Below are 14,845 nucleotides of genomic sequence, written 5' to 3' on the forward strand. Positions count from 1 at the left end.
GAGGAGATTTGCCATGCAGATCTATACCGCTCCCCTGCGCGACATGCGCTTCGTGCTCAACGAATTGCACACCGACGACGGCTTTGGTGACATTCCCGCGCTTGCTGATTTCACGCCTGACCTGACTGAGGCCGTGCTGTCTGAAGCCGCCAAGCTGTGCCAGGACGTGCTGCTGCCTTTGAACCGCAGCGGCGATGAGGAAGGCTGCACCCTGGAAAACGGCGTGGTCCGCACGCCCAAGGGTTTTATCGAGGCCTACAAGGCCTTTACCGAGGGCGGTTGGAACGCTCTTGTCCTGCCGCCGGAATGGGGCGGGCAGGGCGCGCCCGAGGCCGTGGGCAAGCTAGTGGAAGAGATGATCTGCGCCACCAACGTGTCGTTCAGCCTCTATCCCGGCCTCACCAACGGCGCCATCGCCGCTCTCACCGTCTATGCCAACGACACGCTCAAGCAGGAATACCTGCCCAAGATGGTCAGCGGCGAATGGTCGGGCACGATGTGCCTGACCGAGCCGCACTGCGGCACCGACCTGGGCCTGCTGCGCACCCGCGCCGAACCGGGCGAAGATGGCAGCTACAAGCTGTCGGGCGCCAAGATCTTCATCTCGGCCGGCGAGCATGACCTGACGACCAACATCGTCCACCTCGTGCTGGCGCGCCTGCCCGATGCGCCCAAGGGCGTGAAGGGCATCAGCCTGTTCCTGGTGCCCAAGTACCTGCCCGATGCTGACGGAAACCCGTCGGTGCGCAACGGTGCGCGCTGCACCGCGATCGAGCACAAGATGGGTCTCAAGGCTTCGGCCACGTGCCAGATGCTGTTCGAAGATGCCAAGGGCTGGCTGGTGGGCGAACCGCATCGCGGCCTCGAAGCCATGTTCACGATGATGAATGCCGAGCGCGTGGGCGTGGGCATCCAGGGCCTGGGCATTGGCGAGGCTGCCTATCAGTCGGCCGTGTGGTACGCCAAGGATCGCCTCCAGGGCCGCTCGCTGTCGGGCACCAAGCATCCCGACAAGCCGGCCGATCCGATCATCGTGCATCCCGATGTGCGGCGCATGCTGCTGACCATGCGCGCGTGGAACGAAGGCTGCCGTGGCGTTTCCGCGTGGGTCGCCCGCGCGCTCGATGCCGAAAAGCATGGGGCAGAGCCGGAACAGCGCCAGCGCGCGTCGGACTTCGTTGCGCTGATGACCCCGGTGGTCAAGGCGATGTTCACCGACCTGGGCCTCGAAAGCGCGAGCCTTGCCGTGCAGTGTTATGGCGGTCATGGCTTCATTCGCGAAAGCGGGGTGGAGCAGTATATGCGCGATGCGCGCATCGCCATGCTCTATGAAGGCACCAACGGCATCCAGGCGCTTGACCTGGTGGGCCGCAAGCTGCCCGCCGAAATGGGCCGCTATCTGCGCAGCTTCTTCCATCCGGTCAGCGATTTCATCGACGCCAACCTGGAAGATCCGGCGATCGGCAAGATGGTTGCCGGCCTCAAGCGCGCCTTCGAAGCGCTGCAGGGTGCAACCGCAATCATCGCCGAACGTGGCATGAAAGACCCTGAGGAAGGCGGCGCGGCGGCAACCGACTATCTGCGCCTGATGGGCCTGGTCGCCATGGCCTATTGCTTTGCCAAGGCCACCAAGCTTGCCTCGCGCGAGCTGATGTCGGGCACTGGCGAAGCGGCGTTCTACAAGGCCAAGATCGACACCGCGCGCTTCTTCTATGAAAAGCTGCTGCCGCAGTCGGCCTCGCTGTACCTGGCGATCAAGGCCGGCAAGGGCTCGGTCATGGACTTTGCCGAGGAAGCTTTCTGAGGCTTGGGTAAGGCTTCGCACCACCCCCCGACCCCCTCCTCTGAAGAGGAGGTAAGGCATTGATCTGAAAGCCCCATCCTCTTTAGAGGAGGGGGTGGGGGTGGTGGAAGCCTTAAGCCAACGTCTCAAGCCAAGGCCCGAAATCGGCCTTGGCGCGGGTGGTGTAGGCTTCCTTGCGCACTTTCTTCTTGACCGATGGATCGACCGGCGGAAACAGCCCGAAGTTCACGTTCATCGGCTGATAGGTGTCGGCTTCGGCATCCCCGGTGATGTGGCCGAGCAGGGCGCCCAGCGCCGTGGTTACCGGCGGCGGCGTCCACGGCCGGCCGGCCAGTTCCGCCGCTGCCATCAGGCCCGCCAGCATGCCGACCGACGCACTTTCGACATAGCCCTCGCAGCCCGTAATCTGCCCCGCAAAGCGGATGCGCGGCGCCGATTTCAGCCGCAGCTGCCGGTCGAGCAGCGTGGGCGAGTGGATGAACGTATTGCGGTGCAAGCCGCCCAGGCGCGCAAATTCGGCGTTTTCCAAGCCGGGAATGGTGCGGAACAGGCGCACCTGTTCGGCATGCTTGAGCTTGGTCTGGAAGCCCACCATGTTCCACAGCGTGCCCAGCTTGTTGTCCTGGCGCAGCTGCACCACGGCATAGGGCCAGCGGCCGGTGCGCGGATCGTCCAGGCCAACCGGCTTCATCGGGCCAAAGCGGAGCGTGTCTTCGCCGCGCTCGGCCATCACCTCGATCGGCATGCAGCCGTCGAAATAGGGGGTGTTGGCCTCCCATTCCTTGAACACGGTCTTGTCACCATCGAGCAGGCCCTGGCGAAATGCCTGGTACTGCTCCTTGTTCATCGGGCAGTTGATATAGTCCTTGCCGGTGCTTTCCGGACCAGATGCCTTGTCCCAGCGGCTCGCCATCCAGCACACGTCCATGTCGATCGAATCGCGATAGACGATCGGGGCAATGGCATCGAAGAACGCCAGGCTTTCCGCGCCGGTGGCCGTGCCGATGCTGCTGGCGAGCGACGCAGCGGTCAGCGGCCCGGTGGCCACGATGGTCATGCCCTCGGCAGGCAGGGCATCGACGCGTTCGCGCACCACTTCCAGGTTGGGCAGTTCGCGCAGCGCCGCTTCGACGGCGGCCGAGAATACGTCGCGGTCCACCGCCAGGGCAGAGCCGGCGGGCACGCGCGCCTTGTCGGCGGCGGCCATGATCAGGCTGTCACAGCGGCGCATCTCGTGATGCAGCAGGCCGACCGCGTTCTTTTCGTCATCGTCCGAGCGGAACGAGTTGGAGCAGACCAATTCGGCCAGGCCATCGCCCTGGTGCGCGGCGGTGGTTTCGCCGCTGCCGCGCATTTCTGAAAGCCGCACGCGAAAGCCACGCCGGGCGAGTTGCCAGGCAGCCTCGCTGCCGGCCATTCCGCCGCCGATGATGTGAATCTGGTGCGTCATCGTTCAGCGCGCCCGGGGCAGCGCCACACTGCCATCGCTTTGCCGCGAAAGCGGCTCCATCGCCACCACCGCGGCCAGCGGCAACGGGGCATAGAGATGGGGAAACTGCGCCCCGCCGCGTGACACTTCCCATTTCAGGGATTCGCCAAAGCCCGACAGGTCGATGGCGGCCACATGCAGGTCGTCCTGCCCGGCAAAGTGCTTGTCCACTGTAACGGTCAGCTGATCGTCCGTGGACATGTGGATATAGCCATCGGCCAGATCGACCGGCGCGCCGCCGAACGAACCCTGTTCCAGTTCGGCCCGCTGCGGCGCGGTCAGCACCTTGTAGGCGATCACGGGATGCCCGCTCATTCGTCCGCACCGCCTTCTGCGCCATCGCTTTCGACAGCGTCGCCGGCGATTGCTTCGTCCACGATCGCTTCGCCTTCACCGTCTTCGGCGTCCTGCTCGGCCAGGCGCACCGCGCCCACCACGTGCTCGTCACCCGAAACGTTGAACAGGCGCACCCCGGCCGATCCGCGCCCGATCACGCGCAGCGAGGAAAGCGGCAGGCGGATCAGCTTGGCCTGGTCGGTCACCAGCATCAGCTGGTCGGCCTGCGAGGCGGGGAAGCTGGCGACGACCGGGCCATTGCGGCCGATGTTGTCAATGTTGGTAATGCCCTGGCCACCGCGGCCGGTGCGGCGATATTCATAGGCCGAAGACAGCTTGCCATAGCCGTTGGCGCAGACCGTGAGGATGAACTGCTCCTTGGCCACCAGTTCCTGGTAGCGTTCGGCGCTCATCTGCGGCTCGCCTTCCTTCTCGGCCTTCCACGGGGCAAAGCGCAGGTAATCCTCGCGCTCGTCCTGGTCCTTGACCCCGGCGCGATGCAGGATCGACAGCGAGATGACCTCGTCCCCGTCCTTGAGCGCCATGCCGCGCACCCCAGTGGAGGTGCGGCTCTGGAACTCGCGCACGTCGTCGGCCGGGAAGCGGATGGCCTTGCCGGCGCGACTGGCCAGCAGCACGTCGTCCCCTTCGGACAGCAGCGCGACACCGATCAGGCGATCGTCGGCATCTTCCTCGAACTTCATGGCATACTTGCCGTTCGACGGGATGTTGGCGAACGAATCCATCGCGTTGCGGCGGACGTTGCCCTTGGCCGTGGCGAACATGACGTTGAGCGCGCCCCATTCGGCCTCGTCTTCGGGCAAGGGCAGCACGGCGGCGATCGTTTCGCCCTGGTCAAGCGCGGGCAGCAGGTTGACGACCGGTCGGCCGCGGGTGGCCGCACCGCCTTCGGGCAGGCGCCACACCTTGAGGCGATAGACCTTGCCGGCGGTGGAGAAGAACAGCACCGGGGTGTGGGTGCTGGCCACGAACATCGTCGCGACGGCATCCTCTTCCTTGGTAGCCATGCCCGAGCGGCCCTTGCCACCGCGCGCCTGGGCGCGGAACGTGGAAAGGGGCGTGCGCTTGATATAGCCGTCGAGCGTGACGGTCACGACCATGTCTTCGCGCTCGATCAGGTCTTCATCGTCGATGCCATCGGCGGCCGGCATGATCTGCGACAGGCGCGGCGTGGCATAGGCCGCACGCACTTCCACCAGTTCCTGGCGCATCACAGCGTAAAGCTTCTGGCGGTCGGCCAGGATAGCCAGGTATTCGGCGATCGCGGCGGCCAGCTTTTCCAGTTCCTCGCCGATTTCGTCGCGGCCCAGTGCCGTCAGGCGGTGCAGGCGCAGGTCGAGGATCGCGCGGACCTGGATTTCCGAAAGGCGATAGGTGCCTTCGCCGGCAACCGCGTCGTCCTCGATCGCCTCGACCAGGCGGATATAGGGCGCGATTTCGCCCATCGGCCATTCGCGGGCGAGCAGCGCCTCGCGGGCAAGGGCCGGATTGGCGGAGCCGCGGATGATCTTGACCACTTCATCGAGGTTGGTGACCGCCACCACCAGGCCAAGCAACACGTGGGCGCGGTCGCGCGCCTTGTTCAGCTCGAACTTGGTGCGCCGCGTGATCACTTCCTCGCGGAAGCGCACGAAGCTTTCGATGATATCCTTGAGGGTCAGGATTTCCGGACGCCCGCCACGGATGGCGAGCATGTTGGCCGGGAAGTTGGATTGGGCCGGGGTATTGCGCCACAGCTGGTTGAGCACGACCTCGGGCGAGGCATCGCGCTTCAAGTCCACTACCACGCGAACGCCTTCGCGGTTGGATTCATCGCGAATGTCGGAAATGCCCTCGATCCGCTTGTCCTTGGCGGCCTCGGCAATCTTTTCGACCAGGTTGGACTTGCCGACCTGATAGGGGATCGAGGTGAGCACGATGGAGCGCCGGTTGGCGTCGCGACCGCGGCCTTCCTCCACCTCGTGCTGGCAGCGCATCACGATCGATCCACGGCCTTCGGTATAGGCCTTGCGCGCACCGGCGGCGCCCAGGATCAACGGGGCGGTGGGGAAATCGGGGCCGGGAATGATCTGGATCAGCTCGTCGATCGTGATCAACGGGTTGTCCATATAGGCCAGGCAGCCGTCGATCACTTCGCCCAGGTTGTGCGGCGGAATGTTGGTGGCCATGCCCACCGCGATGCCGCCGGCGCCATTGACCAGCAGATTGGGGAAGCGCGCCGGCAGAACCTGCGGCTCGTGCTCCGCCCCGTCATAGTTGGGCTGGAAGTCGACCGTGTCCTTGTCGATATCGGCCAGCAGCGAGTCCGACACCTTGGCCAGACGCGCTTCGGTATAGCGCATCGAGGCTGGCGGATCGGGGTCCATCGAGCCGAAGTTGCCCTGGCCGTCGATCAGCGGCAGGCGCATCGACCAGTCCTGGGTCATGCGCGCCAGCGCGTCGTAAATCGCCGCGTCGCCATGAGGGTGATACTTACCCATGGTATCGCCGACGATACGGGCAGACTTGCGATAGGGCTTGGTCGAGGTGAAGCCGTTCTCGTGGCTGGTCCACAAGATGCGGCGGTGCACCGGCTTCAACCCGTCGCGCACATCGGGAAGCGCACGCGCCACGATCACGCTCATCGCGTAATCGAGGTAGCTGGTCTTCATTTCGTCGACGATGTCGATCCGCTGGAATTCGTGGTCCGGCGTGCCGGGGGTGGGATCGAGGTTCGGGGTGTCGTCGCTCACGATGGTGGCTTTGTCATTTCGTTGTCTGGAAAGTAACCGCCCTAGGCGCCTTGCGCGCAAAAGGCCAGCAAACCATGCCGTTTCCGACCCAACTAACCATCACTTTTCCACACATGCGACAAGCTGCCTGAACAGCAGGACGAAATGCCATTCAATCCGCGTTCACCCCATGCCACCTAGCAAGCGCAGAGTTGCCAAGGGAGCCATTCCGCGCCACTAGCGCAAGGGCCGACCAGGGTAAACGGCGGGGCCACGTGAATCCGAAACATGCGACACGGGCACCGTCGGGGTCGAACAGGAGATAAGAGATGCGCGGTTCTTTGTGGAATTCGGGTAAGGGCACGGTTGCGCGCACGGCGATGGCCGTTGCGCTGGCATCGGGGCTTGGTCTTGGCGGCATGATCGCTCCTGCGATCGCCAAGGAAGCCAAGAAGGAGCAGCCTGCCGCTGGCGGCAACTCCAAGGAATTTGCGGCAGCGGCCGCGCCGTTCCAGAAATCTTTCAATGATTGGCAGGCCACCAAGGGCAAGGCCCCCGACGCAGAGTTCAAGGCTGGCGCGCAGAAGCTGGCCGGTGAAATCGGCCCGGTGGAAGCCGGCGCCAAGACCCCCCTCGATCGCCTGATCCTGGGCCAGTGGCAGCAGATCCTGGGCGGCGCGATGGGTGACGGCGCGCTGCAGCAGAAGGGCCTGCAGAACATGGCCGACAGCGGCCAGCTCAGCGCCGACAAGGTGCCGATGGTGCAGTACTTCCTGGGCGCCACTGCCTATCAGAACAAGGACTATGCCACCGCCACCAAGGCGCTGCGCGCTGCCGTCGACGCCAACTACAGCGAAGACAACGCCGCCGAACTGCTGGCCGATTCCTATGTCCAGCAGAACCAGCCGACCCAGGCGCTCGACGCGCTCAAGGCTGCCATCACCGCCCGCAAGGCCGCGAACGGCACTGTGCCGGTGAGCTGGTACAAGCGTGGCCAGGTCATTGCCTACAACGCCAAGCTGGGCCCGCAGGCGATCGAATGGGGCCTGCTGTCGGTTGCGGCTGATCCCACCCCGATCAACTGGCTCGGCGCTGGCCAGCTGACCCGCGAATTCAGCCAGTTCGGTAAGGAAGAGTCGGTCGATCTGGGCCGCCTGTTCGAACGCACCGGCGCGCTGGGCGTGGACAAGCAGTACACCGGCCGCGAATTCGTGGAATACATCCAGGCGGCCGACCCGCGTCGTCTGCCCGGTGAAGTGCAGAAGCTGGCCGAACAGGGCATTGCTTCGGGTGCGCTCAAGGCATCCGACCCGTTCGTGTCTGATGCCCTGGCCCAGGCCAAGGCCCGTATCGCCGCTGGCGACAAGGCCTCGCTCCCGGCCATGGAACGCGATGCGGCCAAGACCGCCGATGGCAAGCTCTCGGCGATTACCGCTGACGCCTACCTCTCGTATGGCGATGCGGCCAAGGCCGAAACGCTCTACAAGGCAGCGCTGAGCAAGGGCATCGCAGCCCAAGCCGACAAGGACCGCATCGAAACCCGCCTGGGCATCGCGCTGGCCGATCAGGGCAAGTACGATGAAGCCAAGGCAGCGTTTTCCACGATCACCAGCGGCGTGCGCCTGCCCCTGGCGCAGCTGTGGATCCAGTACGTGGTGACCAAGGGCGCCAAGTAAGCGCCTTTAACGCCACAAAGGATGAAGGGCGGCTCCTTGCGGGGCCGCCCTTTTCCTTTCTGGGATCTTTTTGCTAGCTGAAATCAGGCTGCTGGGGCGAACGTGCCCGTTTCCTCGTCCAGCAGGTGCAGGATGCCATCGGAAATGGCAAAGAATGCGCCGCGCAGGGTAAGGTCGCCCGCGTCTTCCTTTTCCTTCACCCACGGGAAGGTGCGCAGGTTGGCAAGGCTGGCCTTGACGCCGGCCAGTTCCATCGCGCGCTCGGCGGTGCGGCCACTGGTACCGTGCTCTTCGACCACCGGCTTGCGCGCTTCGTCGAGCAGCGAAATCCAGTCGGCCACAAAGCCACCGGCGCCGCGTGCGGCCCCGGCCATTTCCTGGGTCAGCGCGGCGCGGCAGCCGCCGCACATGCCGTGGCCCATGACCACGACTTCCTTGACCTTGAGCACCTGCACGGCGAATTCCAGCGCGGCCGAAACACCGTGATGACCGGGCGAGGTTTCGAACGGCGGCACCATGGCTGCCACATTGCGCACCACGAACATTTCGCCCGGATCGGTGTCGAACACCTGGGCCGGGTCGACGCGGCTGTCGGAACAGGCGATGATCATCACCTTGGGTTCCTGCCCTTCGCGCAAGCGCTCCCAGCGCTCACGATGCGGGGTCCAACCATGGTCACGGAAGCGGCGGTAGCCGGCGAGGAGCTGATCCAGCTCGGGGGATGTCGCGTTTGCCATGAGCAAACGCCATGCCGTGTTCGATTGGCACTTTCAAGTGCCCCAAGTTACGCCTATCTGCGCAGGCATGACCGACACTGCCTCGAACCTTGAGCCCGCCCAGCCTCAGCGCATGCGCAAGCCTGACTGGATTCGTGTAAAGGCGCCCACCAGCAAGGGCTATGGCGAGACGCGCCAATTGATGCGCGACTTGAAGCTGAATACCGTGTGCGAAGAGGCAGCCTGCCCCAACATCGGCGAATGCTGGACAAAGAAGCACGCCACCGTGATGATCCTGGGTGACGTGTGCACCCGCGCCTGCGCGTTCTGCAACGTCAAGACCGGCATGCCGCGCAAGGTCGACATTTCCGAGCCGGGCCACGTGGCCGAAGCGGCTGCCCGCATGGGGCTGGAACACATCGTCATCACCTCGGTCGATCGCGACGATCTGCCCGATGGTGGTGCCTCGCAGTTCGTCAAGGTGATCAAGGCCCTGCGCGAACAGACGCCGCAGACCACGATCGAAATCCTCACGCCCGATTTCCGCAACAAGATGGAAGGCGCGGTTGCCGCCATCGTCGAGGCGGGACCGGACGTGTACAACCACAACCTGGAAACCGTGCCCCGGCTCTATCCCACGATCCGGCCCGGCGCGCGCTATTACGCGTCGCTGCGCCTGCTCGAACAGGTCAAGCGGCTCAACCCGATGATCTTCACCAAGTCGGGCATCATGCTGGGCCTGGGCGAAGAGCGCCTGGAAGTGCACCAGGTGATGGATGACATGCGCTCGGCGCAGATCGATTTCCTCACCATGGGCCAGTATCTTCAGCCCACGCCCAAGCACACCAAGGTGATGGAGTTCGTCACGCCCAAGGCGTTCGATGCCTATGGCGCGATTGCCCGCGCCAAGGGCTTCCTGCAGGTGGCATCAAGCCCGCTGACCCGTTCGAGCTATCACGCCGGCGAAGACTTTGCCCAGATGCGCGCCACGCGCGAGGCGCAGCTGGCCAAGGCAGCGGCGCGCGCCGGGGCATAAGATGCCGCGCATCGCCGAACAGCGGCGGCTGCAATGGTCGCCGGAACAGATGTTCGACCTCGTCGCCGACGTGCGCCGCTATCCAGAGTTTCTGCCCTGGGTGGTGGCCACGCGGATCAAGGCGGACAGTGAAACCGAGATGGTCGCCGACATGCTCGTCGGCTTCAATGCGCTGCGCGAAAAGTTCACCTCGCGCGTGCGCAAGGCCAAGCCTGACCGGATCGAGGTGGAATATCTCGATGGGCCGATGAAAAGCCTGTCCAACACCTGGGCATTCCGCCCGGGTGACGACGGCACCGGCTGCGTGATCGATTTCTGCGTCGATTTCAGCTTTCGCAACGCCTTGTTCGAAAAGCTGGCGGGCCAGTACCTCGATCGCGCGTTCCGCAAGATGGTCGCCGCCTTCGAAACCCGCGCGGCCAAGCTCTATGGCCCGGTCGAGGCCTGATCACGGCTGAGCTTCGGCCCCGCTTTTGCGCGGGGCCGCGTGGCCTCAGTCCGCTTCGGGCGGCATCAGCAGTTCTAGGGCGCAAAGCGTGGCCTGGTGGCGCACGGCGCTGCGGGTCTGGCAGTCATCAAACAGCCGGGTTTCGGCCATGATGTCTTCCGGGTTCTGGCCGCGGTGCGCACGGGCAAACACCACGGTGCCCACCGGCTTCTGCTCCGAACCACCATCCGGGCCGGCAATGCCGGTGATCGCCACCGCAACATCGGCCTGCGAATGGTCGAGGGCGCCCTGCGCCATCGACCAGGCGGTGGCCACCGATACCGCGCCCACCGCGTCGATCACATCGAGCGATACACCCAGCAACTCGTGCTTGGCGTCGTTCGAATAGGTCACGAAACCGCGATCGAGCACGCTCGAACTGCCGGCGATTTCGGTCAGCGCCGCTGCCACCAGACCGCCGGTGCAGCTTTCGGCCAAAGCCACCGTGCGGCCGATGCTGCGATTGGCCTCGATCACGCGCTGGGCCAGCGCGACGATGTCGTGCGGAAGAAGGGAGTCGGTTTCGGGGGGCATGATTGGGGGGTGTTCCGTTGTCATGGGGTTTCCGGGCACAGGGGCAGCCCAGGTTTGCGGGGCACGATGCCCGGCTTGCGCGATGGCGAATCGACCATGCGGATGATGAAAGTGAACAGGCTGGCGGTGTTTTCCGGCGGCAATGGCGCCAGAAGGCGCGTCATCTGTTCCAGCGGCGCGCAGCTTTGCGGCTTGATCGATTCGGTGACTATCTGCCCCACCATGCCATCGGCAAACGGCTGCAAGGCCTTGTCGGGCAACCGGGCCATCTGCGCAATGGTCTGGTCACCGCCCTTGGCGTCGGCCTGGCCCAGCTTGAGCAGCGCTGCCTTGGCGCGCGGCCAAGCAGCCGGCTTGGCCTGGGCATAGCGCTGCACCAGCGATTGGCCCTCGCGGGCGAAATAGCCCTGCGGCGCCAGGTGCGGCGCGCAGAACGTGATCGCGCTGTCCATCGCCGATGGCAGGGCATAGGCTACCATGGCATCGACATCGGCCGGCTCCAGGCAGGCGCGGGCGTCTGCCGCAAAGGCCTGCTGCCCCGCGAGCAATCCGGCAAGGGCGAGCGTGGCGGCGCTGCGGCGCGCAAGGGTCAGGCTGATCATTGCGGCACCACGGTGGCAACGGCCTGCGCCGCAATGCCTTCACCGCGACCGGTCGTGCCCAGGCGCTCGGTGGTCGTCGCCTTCACGCTGACGCGGTCGATCGGCAGGCCCAGGATTGCGGCGAGGCGGGCGCGCATGGCCGCTTTGTGTGGGCCGATCTTGGGCGCTTCGCAGATGATCGTCACGTCGACATTGGCAATCGCATGGCCGCTCTGCGCCACCAGCGCGGCGGCATGCGCCAGGAAACGATCGGACGAGGCGCCTTTCCACTGCGCATCGGACGGCGGGAAGTGATCGCCGATGTCACCGGCTGCAATAGCGCCGAGCAGCGCATCGACCAGGGCATGGATCGCCACGTCGGCATCGCTGTGGCCCGAAAGGCCCTTGGCATGATCGATCTTGACGCCGCACAGCCACAGGTCTTGCCCCGTGACCAGGCGGTGAACGTCAAAACCCATGCCCGTGCGGGGAAGGGGGGCTGGCATCGGGGCAGTCTCCAGATCGCTGGCAAAGGTCACCTTGCGCAAGGCCTCGTCTCCGGCAACGAGCGCCACGGCCAGGCCCGCGGCATCGGCCACCTGTGCATCATCGCCCGCTTCGGCGCCGCCGTTCCAACCACGATGGGCGGCAAGGATGGCAGGATAATGAAACGCCTGGGGTGTCTGCACGCGATAGAGGCCCTCGCGCGCCACAGCCGTTTCGCGCTGGCCATCGGCGCCGCGCACCACGCTATCGACCACGGGCAGGGCCGGGATGGCGCCCGGCGCCGATGCCAGCGCCGCCAATAAGCGATCGATCACTGCGCGCGGCAGGATCGGGCGGGCAGCGTCGTGAATCAGCACATGGTCCGGGGCATCGTCGGCCAAGGCCTCGAGCGCGCACGCTACCGATTCCCGCCGCGTCTCTCCGCCATGGACGAATACAACATCGGGCAATCCCTGCAGGGCCGCGGCCGCCACCTCTTCCCAACCGCGCGGGATCGCCACCATCACCGGCGCGATACCGGCAGAAATCAGCGATTCCACGCTGTGGCGCACCAGTGGCTGGCCCTGCCACAGGGCAAACTGCTTGGGCACCGTGCCGCCGGCGCGCAGGCCCTTGCCGGCGGCGACCACGACGGCGGCCGTCCTGCTCAAGGGTTGCTGGTCTGAAGGGGGAGGGACAGGGTTCATTCCGGGTGCGCCTCTACCAGCAGGGCGCAGGGAAGCCAAGCGGCGGCTTGGCCATCCCGGACGGGCGCTTGCCCACTCGCGCGTATTCGACTAAGGGCTGCCTGTTTTTTAGGCAGTATCGTTCGGTCATGACCCAGGTTCCTACTCCCCCCGTTCTCGCCCCGCTCGACGTTGGCCCCGTGCGCATTGGCTGCCCGGTGGTGCTGGCGCCGATGACGGGCGTGTCCGATCTGCCGTTCCGCCTGATGGTGCGGCGCTTCGGTTCGGGCCTTAACGTGACGGAAATGATCGCCAGCCCCGCCGCGATCCGCGAAACCCGCCAGTCGATCCAGAAATGGGCGTGGCACCCCACCGAGGAACCGGTCTCGATGCAACTGGTCGGCTGCGATCCCGAGCAGATGGGCGAAGCGGCCAAGCTGTCGGAAGATCGCGGCGCGGCCATCATCGACATCAACATGGGCTGCCCGGTGCGCAAGGTGGTCAACGGCTATGCTGGGTCTGCGCTGATGCGCGAAGTGCCGCTGGCAGCGCGCCTGATCGAGGCGACGGTCAAGGCGGTGAAGGTTCCGGTCACGGTCAAGATGCGCATGGGCTGGTGCCATGACAGCCTCAATGCCCCGGAACTGGCACGGATCGCGCAGGATCTTGGCGCGCAGATGATCACCGTGCACGGCCGCACCCGCAACCAGATGTACAAGGGCAGCGCCGACTGGGCGTTTGTTCGCAAGGTCAAGGAAGCGGTGACCATTCCGGTGATCGTCAACGGCGATATCTGCGGGATCGAGGATGTGGCCCAGGCCGTGGCGCAAAGCGGTGCCGATGGCGTGATGATCGGGCGCGGTGCCTATGGCCGCCCGTGGCTGCTGGGGCAGGTGATGCACTGGCTGCAGACCGGGGAGGTGCGCCCCGATCCCACGATCGAGGAGCAATACCGCCTGATCGTGGAACATTACCAGTCGATGCTCGACCACTATGGCGCCGTCACCGGCGTGAACATGGCGCGCAAGCACCTGGGGTGGTACACCAAGGGCCTGCCGGGGTCGGCCGAGTTCCGCAACCGCGTCAACTTCATCGATGATGCGCAGGACGTGCTCGCCAATCTCGAAGCGTTCTACGCCCCGCTGCACCACCGCGAAGCGGCATGACGCAAGGGCTGGACCGCGCCCGCGCCGAGCATCTGGTGCGGCCCGATCCCAAGCGCATGATTGCCAGCTTTCCGCTGGCCGTATTGCTGCTGGCGCCCGACATGACGATTTCGGCGGTCAATCCGGCGGCCGAACAATTGCTGAGCCAGGGGGCGCGGCGCCTGGTCGGCAAGGCCCTGATCGACGTTCTGGCCTTTGAAGAACCGCTGATTCTGCATCGCCTTGCCGATGCCGAGACGCACCTGGTGGCGCGGCGCGTGCGCGTTGGCCTACCCGGCCGCAGCACCCGCGCGCTCGACGTGATGACCGCGCCGGTCCAGCATCATCCGGGCTGGCAAATGCTGGTCCTGCACGAAATGAGCGGGGTGGAAGGCTTAAGCGACGACGTGCCCGGTGCCGGTGCGGGCGAGACCGGCGCCCTGCGCGCGCCCGAGGTGCTGGCCCATGAAATCAAGAATCCGCTCGCCGGCATTCGCGGCGCGGCGCAATTGCTCGACCGCAAGCTGGGCGAGGCGGACCGCGCGCTGACCGGGCTGATCACCGCCGAGGTCGATCGCATCGCCAAGCTGATCGATCACATGCAGTCGCTTTCCCGCCGCATCCGCGAGCCTGCCGTGCCCTGCAACCTGCACGAAGCGGTGCGCCGCGCCCAGGCGGTGATCGCCGCCAGCGACCCGGGTGGCGTGGTGGTGCGGGAGGAATTCGATCCCTCGCTGCCCCCGGTCACGGCCAATCCCGATGCCCTGGTGCAGATCCTGCTCAATCTCATGACCAATGCGCGCGAGGCATGCGAGGGGCAGGACAACCGCCGCATCGTGGTGCGCACGCGCTTTGCCAGCGGCATCCAGGTGCATTCGCGCGCGGGTAAGCCGCTGCGCCTGCCGATCGAGGTGCGCGTCAGCGACAATGGCCCGGGCATCGATCCTGCGCTGCGCGACCATATCTTCGAGCCCTTCGTCACCGCCAAGAAAAACGGCCAGGGCCTGGGCCTCGCCCTGGTACAGAAGCTGGTGCGGGAAATGAACGGGCGCATTACCCATGATCGCGACGAGGTGGGGGGGTGGACGCATTTCCGCCTGCATCTGCCCGTTGCCGGCACTGTGCAGAATGATTGAG

General features: G+C 65.5%; 13 protein-coding genes. 6 read left to right on the forward strand and 7 right to left on the reverse strand.

All coding sequences use genetic code 11. The features are described 5' to 3' along the window. Positions 1–13 precede the first annotated feature (13 nt). On the forward strand, positions 14–1,804 hold the full coding sequence (locus FHW97_RS06730; RefSeq protein ID WP_022678488.1) for an acyl-CoA dehydrogenase C-terminal domain-containing protein: 1,791 nt from the start codon (positions 14–16) through the stop codon (positions 1,802–1,804). A 112-nt stretch (positions 1,805–1,916) separates the two neighbouring features. On the opposite strand, the gene trmFO is transcribed toward FHW97_RS06730, so the two are convergent. Genes trmFO through gyrA form a run of 3 tightly spaced genes read right to left on the reverse strand, consistent with a single transcriptional unit; the run spans position 1,917 to position 6,382 of the window. Next, a complete protein-coding gene (trmFO, locus tag FHW97_RS06735; RefSeq protein ID WP_171798451.1) occupies positions 1,917–3,254 on the reverse strand; it encodes a methylenetetrahydrofolate--tRNA-(uracil(54)-C(5))-methyltransferase (FADH(2)-oxidizing) TrmFO in 1,338 nt (445 codons plus the stop codon). A 3-nt stretch (positions 3,255–3,257) separates the two neighbouring features. Next, positions 3,258–3,608, reverse strand: a complete 351-nt coding sequence (locus tag FHW97_RS06740) for a DUF952 domain-containing protein (protein ID WP_171798452.1) — start codon at positions 3,606–3,608, stop codon at positions 3,258–3,260. Then, positions 3,605–6,382 (reverse strand): DNA gyrase subunit A, encoded by a 2,778-nt coding sequence (gene gyrA / locus FHW97_RS06745; protein ID WP_171798453.1) that lies wholly within the window; start codon positions 6,380–6,382, stop codon positions 3,605–3,607. The genes FHW97_RS06740 and gyrA overlap by 4 nt, the downstream gene beginning before the upstream one ends. A gap of 308 nt (positions 6,383–6,690) precedes the next feature. Here gyrA and FHW97_RS06750 point away from each other — a divergent pair, with 308 nt between their 5' ends. Continuing rightward, positions 6,691–8,037: a lipopolysaccharide assembly protein LapB gene (locus FHW97_RS06750; RefSeq protein ID WP_171798454.1), complete on the forward strand. Its 1,347-nt coding sequence runs from the start codon at positions 6,691–6,693 to the stop codon at positions 8,035–8,037. An 83-nt stretch (positions 8,038–8,120) separates the two neighbouring features. Here the strand turns inward: FHW97_RS06750 and FHW97_RS06755 are convergent, their stop codons facing one another. Next, positions 8,121–8,774: a carbonic anhydrase gene (locus FHW97_RS06755; protein ID WP_022678483.1), complete on the reverse strand. Its 654-nt coding sequence runs from the start codon at positions 8,772–8,774 to the stop codon at positions 8,121–8,123. Positions 8,775–8,841: 67 nt separating this feature from the next. On the opposite strand from FHW97_RS06755, the gene lipA reads away from it, so the two are divergent. Next, on the forward strand, positions 8,842–9,789 hold the full coding sequence (gene lipA / locus FHW97_RS06760) for a lipoyl synthase (RefSeq protein WP_022678482.1): 948 nt from the start codon (positions 8,842–8,844) through the stop codon (positions 9,787–9,789). Between the two features lies 1 nt (position 9,790). Then, the gene (locus FHW97_RS06765) at positions 9,791–10,237 is read left to right on the forward strand and encodes a type II toxin-antitoxin system RatA family toxin (RefSeq protein ID WP_062784405.1); all 447 of its coding nucleotides are present in this window, start codon (positions 9,791–9,793) and stop codon (positions 10,235–10,237) included. A 45-nt stretch (positions 10,238–10,282) separates the two neighbouring features. On the opposite strand, the gene FHW97_RS06770 is transcribed toward FHW97_RS06765, so the two are convergent. From FHW97_RS06770 to FHW97_RS06780, 3 genes are read right to left on the reverse strand one after another with little or no spacing between them, the layout of a single operon-like run. Beyond that, positions 10,283–10,810 (reverse strand): CinA family protein, encoded by a 528-nt coding sequence (locus FHW97_RS06770; protein ID WP_171798455.1) that lies wholly within the window; start codon positions 10,808–10,810, stop codon positions 10,283–10,285. A gap of 20 nt (positions 10,811–10,830) precedes the next feature. Then, entirely contained in the window at positions 10,831–11,412 is a 582-nt protein-coding gene (locus tag FHW97_RS06775) for a hypothetical protein (RefSeq protein ID WP_171798456.1), read from the reverse strand. Next, positions 11,409–12,584, reverse strand: coding sequence for a bifunctional 2-C-methyl-D-erythritol 4-phosphate cytidylyltransferase/2-C-methyl-D-erythritol 2,4-cyclodiphosphate synthase (locus FHW97_RS06780; protein ID WP_171798457.1), 1,176 nt, complete (start codon positions 12,582–12,584; stop codon positions 11,409–11,411). The genes FHW97_RS06775 and FHW97_RS06780 overlap by 4 nt, the downstream gene beginning before the upstream one ends. 128 nt (positions 12,585–12,712) lie before the next feature. Here FHW97_RS06780 and dusB point away from each other — a divergent pair, with 128 nt between their 5' ends. Both dusB and FHW97_RS06790 read left to right on the forward strand, forming a co-directional pair. Further along, on the forward strand, positions 12,713–13,729 hold the full coding sequence (gene dusB, locus FHW97_RS06785) for a tRNA dihydrouridine synthase DusB (RefSeq protein WP_062784399.1): 1,017 nt from the start codon (positions 12,713–12,715) through the stop codon (positions 13,727–13,729). Further along, positions 13,726–14,844 carry a nitrogen regulation protein NR(II) gene (locus FHW97_RS06790; protein ID WP_022678476.1) on the forward strand — a complete coding sequence of 373 codons (1,119 nt, stop codon included), beginning with the start codon at positions 13,726–13,728 and terminating at the stop codon, positions 14,842–14,844. Before dusB ends, FHW97_RS06790 begins: the two co-directional genes overlap by 4 nt. Position 14,845: the final 1 nt, after the last annotated feature.

Origin of the sequence: Novosphingobium sp. SG754 (assembly GCF_013149315.1) — a bacterium.
Taxonomy (GTDB): domain Bacteria; phylum Pseudomonadota; class Alphaproteobacteria; order Sphingomonadales; family Sphingomonadaceae; genus Novosphingobium; species Novosphingobium capsulatum.

Excerpts from the sequence above, each read along its gene's own strand:
- dusB (WP_062784399.1), top strand. The coding sequence starts at position 12,713 with ATGACCCAGGTTCCTACTCCCCCCGTTCTCGCCCCGCTCGACGTTGGC.
- FHW97_RS06740 (WP_171798452.1), bottom strand. The coding sequence starts at position 3,608 with ATGAGCGGGCATCCCGTGATCGCCTACAAGGTGCTGACCGCGCCGCAG.
- FHW97_RS06790 (WP_022678476.1), top strand. The coding sequence starts at position 13,726 with ATGACGCAAGGGCTGGACCGCGCCCGCGCCGAGCATCTGGTGCGGCCC.
- FHW97_RS06755 (WP_022678483.1), bottom strand. The coding sequence starts at position 8,774 with ATGGCAAACGCGACATCCCCCGAGCTGGATCAGCTCCTCGCCGGCTAC.
- FHW97_RS06765 (WP_062784405.1), top strand. The coding sequence starts at position 9,791 with ATGCCGCGCATCGCCGAACAGCGGCGGCTGCAATGGTCGCCGGAACAG.
- FHW97_RS06780 (WP_171798457.1), bottom strand. The coding sequence starts at position 12,584 with ATGAACCCTGTCCCTCCCCCTTCAGACCAGCAACCCTTGAGCAGGACG.
- FHW97_RS06730 (WP_022678488.1), top strand. The coding sequence starts at position 14 with ATGCAGATCTATACCGCTCCCCTGCGCGACATGCGCTTCGTGCTCAAC.
- FHW97_RS06770 (WP_171798455.1), bottom strand. The coding sequence starts at position 10,810 with ATGCCCCCCGAAACCGACTCCCTTCTTCCGCACGACATCGTCGCGCTG.
- trmFO (WP_171798451.1), bottom strand. The coding sequence starts at position 3,254 with ATGACGCACCAGATTCACATCATCGGCGGCGGAATGGCCGGCAGCGAG.
- lipA (WP_022678482.1), top strand. The coding sequence starts at position 8,842 with ATGACCGACACTGCCTCGAACCTTGAGCCCGCCCAGCCTCAGCGCATG.
- FHW97_RS06775 (WP_171798456.1), bottom strand. The coding sequence starts at position 11,412 with ATGATCAGCCTGACCCTTGCGCGCCGCAGCGCCGCCACGCTCGCCCTT.
- FHW97_RS06750 (WP_171798454.1), top strand. The coding sequence starts at position 6,691 with ATGCGCGGTTCTTTGTGGAATTCGGGTAAGGGCACGGTTGCGCGCACG.